Annotated in this window: 10 protein-coding genes; all 10 read left to right on the plus strand. The window is 57.7% G+C overall.

Features of this window, described 5'->3' with window-relative positions; translation table 11 throughout:
• Positions 1-56: 56 nt before the first annotated feature.
• The 10 genes from VL547_RS02885 to VL547_RS02930 all read left to right on the plus strand — a co-directional run bounded on the left by VL547_RS02885 (position 57) and on the right by VL547_RS02930 (position 13,584).
• Positions 57-1,211 carry a hypothetical protein gene (locus VL547_RS02885; RefSeq protein WP_325574991.1) on the plus strand — a complete coding sequence of 385 codons (1,155 nt, stop codon included), beginning with the start codon at positions 57-59 and terminating at the stop codon, positions 1,209-1,211.
• A 5-nt stretch (positions 1,212-1,216) separates the two neighbouring features.
• The gene (locus tag VL547_RS02890; RefSeq protein ID WP_325574993.1) at positions 1,217-2,395 is read left to right on the plus strand and encodes a hypothetical protein; all 1,179 of its coding nucleotides are present in this window, start codon (positions 1,217-1,219) and stop codon (positions 2,393-2,395) included.
• Entirely contained in the window at positions 2,392-3,546 is a 1,155-nt protein-coding gene (locus tag VL547_RS02895; RefSeq protein WP_325574995.1) for a glycosyltransferase family 4 protein, read from the plus strand. Before VL547_RS02890 ends, VL547_RS02895 begins: the two co-directional genes overlap by 4 nt.
• Before the next feature lie 230 nt (positions 3,547-3,776).
• Entirely contained in the window at positions 3,777-4,694 is a 918-nt protein-coding gene (locus tag VL547_RS02900; protein WP_325574997.1) for a glycosyltransferase family 4 protein, read from the plus strand.
• Complete coding sequence (asnB, locus tag VL547_RS02905; RefSeq protein WP_325574999.1) at positions 4,658-6,502, plus strand: asparagine synthase (glutamine-hydrolyzing); 1,845 nt, start codon at positions 4,658-4,660, stop codon at positions 6,500-6,502. The genes VL547_RS02900 and asnB overlap by 37 nt, the downstream gene beginning before the upstream one ends.
• A 32-nt stretch (positions 6,503-6,534) precedes the next feature.
• Positions 6,535-7,146 (plus strand): sugar transferase, encoded by a 612-nt coding sequence (locus tag VL547_RS02910; protein ID WP_325575001.1) that lies wholly within the window; start codon positions 6,535-6,537, stop codon positions 7,144-7,146.
• 10 nt (positions 7,147-7,156) lie between these two features.
• A complete protein-coding gene (locus VL547_RS02915) occupies positions 7,157-7,774 on the plus strand; it encodes an acetyltransferase (RefSeq protein WP_325575003.1) in 618 nt (205 codons plus the stop codon).
• Complete coding sequence (locus tag VL547_RS02920) at positions 7,764-8,936, plus strand: DegT/DnrJ/EryC1/StrS family aminotransferase (RefSeq protein WP_325575005.1); 1,173 nt, start codon at positions 7,764-7,766, stop codon at positions 8,934-8,936. Before VL547_RS02915 ends, VL547_RS02920 begins: the two co-directional genes overlap by 11 nt.
• A 93-nt stretch (positions 8,937-9,029) precedes the next feature.
• A complete protein-coding gene (locus VL547_RS02925) occupies positions 9,030-10,955 on the plus strand; it encodes a nucleoside-diphosphate sugar epimerase/dehydratase (RefSeq protein WP_325575007.1) in 1,926 nt (641 codons plus the stop codon).
• A gap of 157 nt (positions 10,956-11,112) precedes the next feature.
• Entirely contained in the window at positions 11,113-13,584 is a 2,472-nt protein-coding gene (locus VL547_RS02930; protein WP_325575009.1) for an SLBB domain-containing protein, read from the plus strand.

Here is a 13,584-nt window from a genome sequence, read left to right on the forward strand (position 1 = left end):
ATACGGAAGATTTCCGAGCTGTATACGGACCTGGTCCGAAAAAAACGAACCGGTATATGAAGCGACTGTTGTTCATCACCTGGGACGGTCCCCAGGTCAGTTACCTGGAGGGTCTTTTCTTCCCCATACTGGAAGGACTGACCCCCGAGTACGTGATCGACGTCGTCCAGTTCACCTGGGGCAGCCGGGACAAATCCGACCGGTTGGAAGCGCTGTTGGCCGCGGCAGGGATGCGGTACACCCGGGTGGACATAAAACCCCGGTCCATTGCCCCATTGGGTACATTACTCACCCTTTTGCGGGGGGCATTCGGGCTCAGGTCGTTTATCCGGTCCGCCGACGTCGTCCTGTTCCGGAGCAACAACCCCGGATTGATGGTCCTGCCCTGGATGAACCGGCGCCGCAAATGGGTATTCGATGCCGATGGGCTGCCCCTCGACGAAAGGGTGGATTTTGGGCGGCTGCGCCGCGGAAGTCTTTACTTTCGCTCGATGAAGTGGGTGGAAAGCGTCGCGGTGAAAAAGGCCGACCGGGTCATGGTCAGGTCGATGATGGCGTTACCGGCGCTGACCCATGAGGCGCCACCGGATAAGTTTCACGTAGTGCTCAACGGACGCGACCCCAACCGCTACCGGCTCCCGGAAGCCGGGGAGCGCGCCGCCCTGAGACGGGAGCTCGGCGTGGCGGAGGATGAGCTGCTCCTGGTATACTGTGGTTCGCTGGGGGCCCAATATTGTCTGCCGGAAATGATCCGGCTCCTGGAGGCAGTGCGTAAAAGACGACCGGCAAAATTGATGATATTGACCGGCTCGCCCGGATACCTGGAGCCCGGTCATGGGCTGCTGGTGTTCAGCCTGCCCCCGGGAGAGGTACCCCGGTATCTCGGCGCCTCGGACGCCGGCCTGGCCATCCGCCAGCAGACGCCGTCGATGAAGGCCGTGTCGCCCGTCAAGCTGGGGGAATACCTGCTTTGCGGGCTACCGGTGGTCGCGTCCGCGGGCATTGGCGACAGTGAAGGCCTCCTGGCTGGGGAACCTGCCTGTCTGTTGCTCGGCGACCATTCGCCCGCATCCCTGGAGTCCGCCGCCCGGTGGGTGGAGCAGGCAGCGGGCGATAAAGCCGTGCAGAACGGCGCCCGCCGGCTGGGTCTGGAGAAATTCGGCCTGGACGCCGGTATCTTATCATACAAAAAAGCCCTGGAGGAGCTGTAGCGCTTATGTTGGACGTGTTGGTCATCGCCGTTGTATTCGCGTTGGTGTTCCGGAGCAACCGGAAGATCGCGGAGTCCTTCGGGTTCGTACACGGTCCCTGGTATAAGCAGTCGCTGGACCGGCTGCTGCTGTATCACACGCTTTTCAGCTTCCTTTTCCCCCTGGTGCCCGGTGACGCGCTCGGATACTGGAACTTCAATTTCCAGCAGCTGGCCATCAGCTCCGACAAGATGAGCGACTACTTCGGCGTGGGTACGGTCTTCCTGTTGTGGCTCGACTTTATTCCGGCAAGGGTCATGGGGCTCTCCTTTTTGACGGGGAATATCCTATACGGCGTCTGTGGCTTCCTTGGGCTGCGCTACCTGTTCCTGCTATACGTGGGCGCCCTAAAGACGAACTTCAGGATCGTGGGGCTGGCGGTCATCCCTTATTTGTTCTACCTGCCCAATATGAATTTCTGGACCGCGGGCGTGGGCAAAGACACGCTGAGTTTTTTTGGGATCGCCTGGTTCCTCTACAGCCTGGTGCACTTCCGGAAGAAATTCATTTACCTGCTGCCGTCGTTCATGCTGGTCTACGCCATCCGGCCGCACGTCGGTCTGATGCTCCTGCTGGGCACGACCGTCGCGATGATCTTCTCCCGGGAAATGAAACCCGTGTACAAGGGGCTCTTCCTGGTCCTGGCCGTCGCCGGTTTTATGTACGTTTATCAGAAGGTGGCCATCTTCCTGATGGTGCAGGACCTCAGCGTCGATTCCCTGTCGGGCCTGGCCAAAGACAAGGCGGGGGCGCTGTCGGCCAGGAACGTCGGGTCGGCCGTGGACATCACCCAGTATTCGATACCGATGCGGTTGTTCACCTATCTGTACCGGCCACTGCTCTTCGACGTACACAACCTTATCACCTTCCTGAGCTTCCTGGAGAACCTCATCTATCTCCTGGTCACCTGGATCGGCATCCGGGCCATCCGCTGGAGGGACCTGTCCGCCATGCCGCTCTGGCTCAAAGCGGGCTTTGTCACGTTCCTGGCGGCGATGATCGTTTTCTCCAACAGCCTGGGCAACCTGGGCATCATCATGCGGGAAAAGAACATGACGATGATCTACCTGCCGATGGTGTGTCTGTGGATCAGCAGCCGGAGACGCGTGGAGGCCGCCACCGGGAAAATACTTACCGCGACATGAAACCGATAAAACTGCTCCGGATCACCACCGTGCCCATGTCCATGCGGCTCCTGCTGACGGGACAACCCGCCTTTATGCGCTCCAGGGGCATGGAGGTCGTCCTGGTCAGCACCGACGGGCCAGACTGGGACGCCATACCGGACGTGGATACCTATCCCGTATACAAGATCGACATGGCGCGGGCGATCGACCTCGGACGGGACGCGCGGGCGCTTTGGGCGCTCATCCGGTTGTTCCGCAAAGTGCGGCCGGACATCGTACATAGCCATACGCCCAAGGCCGGGTTGCTGGCTATGCTGGCGGGATGGCTGACGGGGGTGCCGGTGCGGATGCATACCGTGGCGGGTTTGCCATTAATGGAGGCAAAAGGGTTCAAACGGTGGGTGCTGGAATGGGCGGAGCGCCTGACCTACCGCTGCGCCACGGGGGTTTACCCCAATTCCATCCGGCTGAAGACCTTTATCGAGGCGGAAGGATTTACGCGGTCTTCCAAGCTCAAGGTTATAGCGGGGGGGAGCTCCAACGGGATCGATATGGAATATTTCGCGCCCAGCGCGGCGCTGCGCTCACAAGGCGCGGAAATAAGGGAAAGCTGGGGGATACCGGCGACGAACCTGGTGTACATTTTTATCGGGCGAATTGTCCGGGACAAGGGCGTCAACGAGCTGGTGGAAGCCTTTGCGGCGATGCCGGAAAAAGACCGCTGGCTGGTGCTGGTGGGACCGTACGAGGACGAGCTCGACCCGGTTTCGGCCGCCACCCTGAGACTGATACACGAGCATCCCCGGATAATATCGGCGGGATATGCCCGGGATGTGCGGCCCTACCTCTGCGCTTCCGACGTCATGGTCTTCCCTTCCTACCGGGAAGGATTTCCAAACGTCCCCATGCAGGCCGGCTGTTTCAGCCTGCCGTGTATCGTGTCGGACATCAACGGTTGTAACGAGATCGTGGAGGCGGAGGTAAACGGACTGATCGTACCGGTCAAGGACGCCGGTTCGCTGGGGAAAGCCATGGACCGGATGGCAGGGGACCCGGAGCTGAGGACGCGTTGTTCGGCGGCGGCCCGGCCGATGATCGAATCCCGGTACCGGCAGACCGCAGTTTGGGAAGCGCTTTTTAGGGAATACAATGATAATGTCGTACATTAGCTACGGTGTAAGCAAAACCTGTCGTCCAATACCTCATGAAAATCCTGATCCTAAGTCGTTACTCCCGTATGGGGGCGAGTAGTCGCCTTCGAACCTTGCAGTACATACCGCTTTGGGAGTCGGCCGGAATACAGTGTGACTCACACTCCCTGTTAAACGACCAATACCTGACGGAAATGTATTCCGGGAAACACATCAGCAAGCGCAACCTGCTACGTTGCTATCTGTCTATGAGCCTATGTTTGACAAAGGTGCGCAAGTACGACCTCATCGTTATTGAAAAGGAGATTTATCCCTATCTGCCTCCTATCGGCATATGGGTGCTGTCGCTTATGAAAGTGCCGTTCATCGTCGATTACGACGACGCCATATTTCATAACTACGACCTTCACCCGCTGCGCCCGGTACGTTGGCTGATGGGCCGCAAGATCGCAAACATCATGCGCCGAGCGTCCTCGGTAGTGTGCGGCAACGAATACCTGGCTGAGTATGCCCGGAAGGCGGGAGCCAAACGGGTCGTCATCATCCCAACGGTAATCGACATACGCCGTTACCAGGAAGCGGGATACCGTCAGGGGGGGCCGTTGGTCATCGGCTGGATCGGGTCGCCATTCACGCTGAAGTATGTGCGTGCATTGCGTCCGGTACTACAGGATTTGTGTAGCCGCTATGACGCACGGTTGCGACTGATAGGTGCGGGCTCCGGTATTGGCCTGGATGACATGGAACAGGTAATTTCGTGGTCGGAGGATACCGAGGTCCGGGACATTTGCGGCTTCGACATTGGTATCATGCCGTTGGAAGAGTCGCTGTGGGAAAGGGGTAAGTGCGGGTACAAACTGATACAATACATGGGATGCGGACTACCGGTGGTTGGCAGCCCGGTTGGAATAAATAATGAGATCATCCAGGAAGGCGTCAACGGGTTCAAACCGGGTGATGCCGCCGGCTGGTCGAAGGCTCTTGAAAATTTGCTTACTGATGAAACCTTGCGGCGGGAAATGGGGAGACGGGGCCGTTCCATCGCGGAAGAGCGGTTTACACTGGACCGCGGCAGGCAACAGTGGTTGGATGAATTCTCGTACGTACTCAACAAACAATCGGATCGACCATGTGTGGCATTTTCGGAACAATCCATAAGCCCCTAGAAAATAAGCAGGACGTACTGCAGTCGCTGGCCCATAGGGGACCGGACGAGCAAAACCTGCTGGAAATCGGTCCCGTTACCTGGTACCACACACGACTGGCCATACAGGACCTTTCCCCCTCCGGAAGGCAACCCATGCAACACGGCGCCGTCTACATCACGTTCAACGGCGAAATCTACAACCATAAGGAGCTCCGTGAAAAATCCGGCATCCGGCATCCATCCCATTCGGATACGCTGACCCTGCTGCTGCTCTACGAACGCATGGGGATGGACATGCTCCGGGACCTGGATGGCATGTTCGCCCTCGGGATATATGACGCCGGAAGGCAAAAGGTCTATCTGGCCCGTGACAGGGCGGGCAAAAAACCCCTCTATCTCTGGCAGGAAGGGGGCCGGTTCGCCTTCTCTTCGGAGCTGGGCGTACTGCACCGCGCGATCGGGTTATCCCTGAACGAGGAACAGGTATCGGCGTACCTCTATATGGGTTATTTTTTTGGAAAGGCGACCCCGTACAAGAACGTCACGGAAATTGAAGCGGGCACCTGGATGGAAATCGACCTGGCTACCGGGTCGACGCGGACCGAACGGTGGTTCGATATCAACACCCTATACGCATCCACCACGGCCATGACCGAACAGGAAGCGCTGGAAGGCCTAGACGAGCGCCTGAGGCGGTCCGTCTACCGGCGGATCGACAGCTCCGACCTGGAAGTGGGCGCGTTTTTGAGCGGCGGCATCGACAGCGGTCTGGTGACGGCGGTGGCGTCGGAATACAAACCGAACCTCCGGACCTTTACCGTGCGGCTCCCGGGGTCTTATGACGAATCGGAGCTGGCCGCCCAGGTGGCGCAGCGTTACGGTACCCGTCACAGCACCATCGATATTTCCTTCGACGGGTTGAAGAATGACTTTGCCCGGATCATCGCCGCCTATGGAGAACCGTTCTTCGACAGTTCCGCCATCCCGAGCTATTACGTGTCGGCGGCCGCCAAAAAACACATCACCGTCGTCCTGAACGGGGACGGCGCGGACGAGTTATTTGGCGGGTACCGGCGTTATCTTCCTTTTACGTACGCGGACTTCTTTGCCCTGGCGCCCTGGCAAAAGGGGCTGGCCACGATCCTGGCGGGAATGGCGCCTCCCGGGCACGAAAAGCAGAGCAGCTACAACTATGCCTACCGGTTGATCACCCTGGCCTCCTTCGATAAGCCCCTGGCCATCTATGCCTCCGCTACCACCGACCTGTTCGTCGGCTTCAAAAAGGAGCTGACCCACACCCCGGACCTTCGGGCCATGGAGGAGTGGCTGGGGATGATACGCGACTTGCGTATTTCCCCCTTACGCAAGATCCTGGCTGCGGACTTCGGCGCCTTGTTGCCGGGAGACCTGCTACCCAAAATGGATATAGCCACGATGGCGCACGCGCTTGAAGGACGCAGTCCTTTTTTGGGCAAGGAATTGCTGGAGTGGGCGCCCGGCCTCCCTGATAAATACCGCCTGAAGGGCAGGACCACCAAATACCTGCTTCGTAAGCTGGGAGAAAAGTACCTGCCGGCGGATCTCCTCCAACAACCCAAACGGGGCTTCGAGGTCCCCCTCAAAAACTGGATGGACCATGAGCTGAAGGATGTTCTTCGCGGATACCTGGAAGCCCCCGGCGCGTTATACCCGGCCTTTGTCCGGCCCGCTTTCGTGCGGAGCCTCCTGGACCGGAAGGTGCCCATATCGGACGAGAAGCGAGCCAAGATGCTCTATGCCCTTTTGTGTCTGGAGGTTTGGTACCGGGAGGTTTTTGTGAAGTCGTAAATTTTGTGTATTCTTGTGTGAATCCTTTATCCATGAATCCGTCTTACCTGTCCGTAAAACGATATATCGACATTATTCTGTCACTGGTCGCCCTCATTCTGACGCTCCCCTTCTTACTTTTGGCTTTAGTATTGTTATCCTTTGTCCACAAAGGCAACCCGTTTTTCCGGCAACGCCGGCCGGGTCTTCATGGCCGTTCATTTGTCCTGCTGAAGTTCAAGACGATGACAGACAAAACGGACAGCCAGGGCAGACTCCTTCCGGATGAGGAACGGCTGACGCCTGTCGGAGCTATCATCCGTGCGGCTTCCCTTGACGAATTACCGCAGCTGATCAATGTCCTCAAGGGGGAAATGAGCCTTGTCGGCCCCCGCCCGCTTCTCGAAGAATACCTGCCCTTGTATACCCCCACCGAAGCACGGAGGCACTCGGTGCGTCCCGGCATCACGGGATGGGCCCAGGTAAATGGACGTAACCTCGTAGCGTGGAAGCAAAAATTCGAATATGACGTCTGGTACGTGGACCATGTCAGCTTTTTACTCGACCTGCGTATTTTCGCGTTGACCGTGTTAAAGGTGTTCGGTGCGGAAGGCATCGGGTCCGGGACCTCGGCCACCATGGAAAAATTCTCTAAAAGTCTTTAAAGCCCGAATCATGGATATCCCCGTAGTTATTTTCGGCGCAGGCGGACACGCGAGGGTCGTGCTCGAGTTGTTGGAAGAAGCGGGCCGTAGCGTGCGTGGATTTGTGGCCGACACCCCGGACGTGACGACGTTATTGGGTTATCCGGTTCAAGACTGGAAAGACGCGATAGTCGACGGCAGCGGCTGGATCGTTGCCATAGGGGACAATGCCGTCCGTCGTAAAAAGGCCGCCCTGATCGGTTCGGCCTTTCAAAAAGTCGCCCACCGTTCGGCATACCTGAGTCCCCGGATGTCATGGGGAGAGGGTACGGTCGTGATGAGCGGGGCCAGTATCCATACCGCTGCCATTGTCGGAAGACATTGTATCGTCAATACGCATGCCTCCGTCGACCACGACTGCGTGCTGGGCGATTATGTCCATGTGGCCCCTCACGCTGCCCTCTGCGGCCACGTGGAAGTGGGCGAAGGCACGCTGATCGGCGCGGGCGCCATTGTCACGCCCCGTGTCAGGATAGGCCGCTGGACGGTGATCGGCGCCGGGGCGGTCATTCGGAGTGACATACCCGACGGGGTAATGGTCGCGGGAAACCCGGGACGAATATTCAGAACCATACCTTATGAACCATAAAATCTGGCTGTCCTCCCCGCATATGGGTGGCGCCGAGCTCGATTTCGTACACGATGCTTTCGATACCAACTGGATCGCGCCCCTGGGGCCAAACGTCGATGCTTTTGAAGCCGACCTGGCCACGTACCTGGGCGAAGGCGTCCACGTAGCTGCCCTGTCGTCCGGCACGGCTGCCCTTCACCTGGCGCTCATCGTCCTCGGCGTCGGCGCCGGCGACGAGGTCATTTGCCAAAGCATGACGTTCTCCGCGTCGGCCAACCCCATCGCCTACCTGGGCGCCACTCCCGTTTTCGTGGACTCGGAACCGGACACCTGGAACATGTCCCCGGAGCACCTGGAGCGGGCGTTGCGCGACCGGCAGCGGAAGGGCAAGCGAGTCATGGCGATCATACCCGTACACCTATATGGTATGCCCGCCAAAATGGACCAGATCATGGCCGTAGCGGAACGATACGGCGTCCCCGTGGTCGAAGACGCCGCGGAGGCCCTCGGCTCGACCCTCGACAACCGGCACCTGGGCACGTTCGGCGACATGGCCATCCTCTCCTTTAACGGGAACAAGATCATCACCACTTCCGGTGGCGGCGCCCTGGTGTCGCGGAACCCCGATTGGATAAACCGCGCCCGTCACCTGTCGACCCAGGCCAGGGACCCGGCTCCGCACTATCAACATTCCGAGCTGGGCTATAATTACCGTTTGAGCAACGTCCTGGCCGGTATCGGCCGGGGTCAGATGAAGGTATTGGAGAAACGGGTTTGCCGGCGTAGGGCCAATTACAACTGGTACCATGACCTGCTTGGGCAGGTGGATGGCATCGTGTTCCAGCCGGAAGGCCCCGGCGCCCGCAGCAACCGTTGGTTGACGGCCCTGCTGGCCGATCCGCTGGATACGCCCGACGGGTTGTCGAGGGAAGACCTCCGGCTGGCCCTCGAATCGGACAACATCGATTCCCGGCCACTGTGGAAGCCGTTGCACCAGCAGCCGGTTTTCGCACACTACCCCTATTATGGGGAAGGGATCTCGGATGCGCTGTTTAACAAGGGGTTATGCCTGCCCTCCGGCTCGAACCTGGAGGCTGCCGATTTTGACCGTATCCGCCTTGGTTTGTCGCCACTTATTGACAGTCAATCAGTAATGACTCATGCGGTTAACCGCCTGTAAAAAGGATTGGACATTTGTTACTTATTAAAAATTAATGAATATCTTAGTTCAAGAATCCTAGTGTAAAAACCGATTGGCTTTAAATCCGACTCTATGAACCCGATCTCGTACCTGCGCTTTATGCCCAGATGGGTCATTTTTTTCGTTGACCTATTTCTGACCGGCAACGCTCTGGTGCTCGCTTACCTTCTGCGCTACAATTTCCAAACGGAATTGATCGACGGCAATGATTTTTCCAGGGGTGTGACCATTGGCCTCCTGGTGTATGCCGTATGTTTCCTTGTTTTCCAGTCTTTTGCGGGAATCATCCGGCACACGAATACCCAGGATGCCGGCCGGATATGGCTGACGTCCACGATCGCCGCGATCTTATTGTATGCCGTAGGGTCCGTGACCCAGCGCTTTTATCCCTTTATGCTGATGCCCACCTCGGTCGTCATCATTCATTACCTGACCGTTTTCCTCCTGTTGACAGGCTACCGTATCCTTATCAAGGAGATTTTTGCATACGCGCCCCGTTTCGCCTGCAAAAAGGAAAACGTGCTCATTTTTGGCGCGGGCGACCTGGGGCTCACCACCCTCAGGGTCATCACCCAGGAGCGCACCCATCCCTGGAAGGTCGTCGCCTTCGTGGATGACAACCCCAAAAAAGTCTCCAAAAAGCTTGACGGGATCGACATCTTCCCCACCGCACAGCTGCCCCACCTGATACGCAAACACCAGATCCGGCAGGTGATCATCGCCGCCCGCGATCTTAGCCTCCGGCGCCGGCACGAGGTGATCGACCTTTCCCTGGAAAACGGGGCGAAGGCGTCCGCCGTTCCCAGCGTCAACGAATGGCTCAACGGTACCTTCCAGATCCACCAGATCGAGAACATCAAGATCGAGGACCTGCTGGAGCGCGAGCCCATCCAGCTCGACAACGACGAGATCGGTCGACAGATACGGGACAAACGCATCCTGATTACCGGGGCGGCCGGCTCCATCGGCAGCGAGATCGTCCGTCAGCTGGCCCGCTACTCCCCCCGCGTCCTGCTCCTGGTAGATCAGGCTGAGACGGCTTTGAACGACCTGGGTCTGAAACTGCAGGAAGAATATCCGGAGCTCAGCTTCCGTATGTTTATCGGGTCGGTCACCAACAAGCTCCGGATGGAGTTCATATTCGAAAACTTCGGTCCGGACCTCGTCTTTCACGCCGCCGCCTTCAAGCACGTCCCGATGATGGAGGACCATCCCAGGGAAGCCGTTGTTAATAATGTCATGGGAACCAAAGTGATAGCAGACCTGTCGGTAGAATACGGCGTGGACAAGTTCATCATGGTGTCGACCGACAAGGCCGTTAATCCAACCAATATCATGGGCGCCTCCAAGCGCCTGGCCGAAATTTATACGCAGTCCTACGGCAAAAGCGGGAAAACGGCCACCCGGTTCATCACGACCCGTTTCGGGAACGTCCTGGGGTCGAACGGTTCCGTCATACCCCGGTTCAAATCCCAGATCGAGAACGGCGGCCCCATTACCGTCACCCATCCCGACATCACGCGCTACTTCATGACCATACCCGAAGCCTGCCAGCTCGTCCTGGAGGCCGCCGCCATGGGTAAAGGCGGCGAGATCTTCGTCTTCGACATGGGCAAATCCGTGCGTATCGTCGACATGGCCCGGAAGATGATCGTCCTGGCCGGCCTGGAACCCGACCGCGACATCCAGATCAAGTTCACCGGTCTCAGGCCCGGCGAAAAGCTGTATGAAGAGGTCCTGAGCGACGTGGAGCCGACACGGCCGACTTACAACGCCAAGATCATGATCGCCGAAACCCGGGAGTACGACTTCGAATACGTACAGGACAGCATCCTGTCGCTGATCGAGGCGGCCATGCTGGAAAACGACTGGAAAACGGTCCGGTTGATGAAGCGCATGATCCCTGAATTCGTCAGCAACAACTCCAAGTTCGAGCGGCTGGACATACAAATGGCGCAGGAGCGCCGGGAAGTCACGCGCCGGGCGCTGTACCCGTAGACTCCGCGGTCCATCCCGGAAAAATTTTGTTAACATACTGGAATCCAGGTCCTCGCGGCCTGGATTTTTTGTATACTCGCGCAGGCAGCGGTTTTGTTGCCTGGCGGACCTATATTTGCGTAAATTTTCCAGGTTATATATTAATACATTATAATAAATGCCGATTCGTTGTATCGTCGTACTGTGTCTCTTGTTGTTTTCGGTCAACCTCCGTGCTCAAACCCTTCCCTCCAATATAGACTTCTCGACGGTTAACGTAGACAACCTTAGCGATCAGCAGCTGCAGCAGTTGTGGCAGAAGGCCCAGCAGAACGGGCTAAGCGTCGATGACGTGGTGCAACAGGCGCAGGCGCGCGGAATGGCGCAGGACCAAGCGGCGAAGCTCAGGAGCCGGTTGACGGCAGTAAGCCAGAATGGTGGGCAGTCCCAACCAAGCAATGTTTCGGATAATTCGAGCCCCTATGGCAGGAAGTACGGGTATGCGCCCCTACGTCCCGAAGACTCGCTGCAGATCCTGGAAAACCGCCGGCACGAGGGGCTGAGGAACCGGATTTTCGGCGCCGACCTTTTCTCCAACGCCAACCTGACCTTCGAACCTAACCTGAACATACCCACACCAGGAAACTATATCATCGGTCCCGGGGATGAACTCGTGCTCGATGTATACGGCGTTTCCGAAAAGAACAGCCATCTGACGGTCACCCCCGAAGGGTACCTCAATATCCCGAATGTCGGCCCCGTGCTGGTCAGCGGCCTCACCATGGATGAGGCCAAGGTGCGCGTAAGCCACAAGCTGGAATCTATTTACGCCGGGGTAGCCGCGGGCAATACCCATGTTCAGCTGTTACTGGGCGCCATCCGGAGCATACGCGTCCTGGTCATCGGGGAAATCATGCGCCCGGGCTCTTATACGCTTCCTTCACTGGCCACCGTGGCCAATGCCCTGTACGTATCGGGCGGACCCGACGTCAATGGTTCTTTCCGGGACATCCAGGTCATCCGGGACGGGAAACCGATCGTGACCTTCGACCTGTATGACTTCCTGGCGCATGGCAGTCTCGCCAGCAACGTGCTGCTACGCGACCAGGACATCGTCAAGGTGAATCCATACCAAACCCGCATAGAGCTGTCGGGGGAAGTAAAGCACCCCGCCATCTTCGAAGCAAAACCGGGGGAGACGCTGGGGGACATACTCGGCTACGCCGGTGGGTATACCAGCAATGCCTATAAAGGATTCGTGCGGGCGGTCCGGGTCAACAACCAGGAGCGGGAAATCGTCACGGTGCCCGGCGCCGATATTCAAAGTTATCCCCTGCACTCCGGAGATATATATTATGTGGATTCCATTCTCAACAGGTATTCGAACCGGGTTGTCATCATGGGTTCGGTATTCCATCCCGGCGAGTTCGCCCTGGAACAGGGTATGACCGTCAAAGACCTGATCGGTAAGGCCGACGGTCTGAAGGAGGATGCTTTTACGAGCCGGGCCCTGGTCAAACGGCTAAGACCCGACTATTCGCCAGAGATTCTGAACTTCAACGTCAACGACGTACTCAACGGGTCCGTATCCATACCCCTGCAGCGGGAGGACAGTATATTTATATATTCCAAATTCAAGATCCGGGAGCCATATTATGTGATCGTCGCGGGCGAGGTAAATCATCCCGATACCATACCCTTTGCCGACAGTATGCGATTGGGGGACGTGATATTACTGGCAGGCGGGTTGAAAGACGCCGCTTCGCTGAACCAGGTCGAAGTGGGAAGACGCATTCGTTCCCAACAGTATAGTCCCTCGGATACCAACCTGGCCATCGTGCAACGGTTTTCGCTCCAGAGGGACCTGGGCGACAATCCGGAAGCCGCCTCCTTTGCCCTGGAGCCCTTCGACCGCGTTATGGTGCGACACGCCCCTGGCTATCACGAGCAAATCGTGGTAAGGGTAGAAGGAGAGGTGACCTATCCCGGCTCGTATGTCATCGATTCCAGGAACGAGCGGCTGAGCGATCTGATCCGGAAGGCCGGCGGTCTGAAACCGGAAGCCTTTGCCGAAGGCTCGTTGTTGCTGAGACAACACGACATGGATGGCGCCGAAGGTATATTCGAGCAGAACAAGATCGACGTCTTCCGGGACGCTAACAAGGGGGACGACTCCGCGGAAGTCAGGAAAGTGCTCCGGTCCAAATCCGGCGGCAGCGACGTGCAATTAGTCGGTATCAACCTGGATAGGGCCCTGCAATCGCCCCGGTCCAAGTTCGACCTCCTCCTCCAGGAGCAGGACATCATCAAGATCCCCAAACAGCTGGAGACCGTCAGCCTGTATGGAGAAATATTTTACCCCAAACAGGTGCGTTTCGACAAACGCTTTCGTTTTAAAGACTTTATAAGCCAGGGCGGTGGCTTCACCACCCGGGCGCTCAGGCGGGGAAGCTATGTCGTATATCCAAACGGAGAGGTGGCCAGCACGCGGAAAGTGTTTTTATTCAACCATTTTCCAAAGGTCAAGCCTGGATCGGAGATTTTCGTGCCGGCGAAAAAGGAACATAGGGGATTGGATGCAACGGCCATCGTCGGCATCGTAACCGCCGTCGCGACGGTTGCGGCACTCATCATCACCGTGACGAAGTAA

The sequence above is a fragment of the Dinghuibacter sp. genome (assembly GCF_035492835.1).
GTDB lineage: Bacteria > Bacteroidota > Bacteroidia > Chitinophagales > Chitinophagaceae > Dinghuibacter.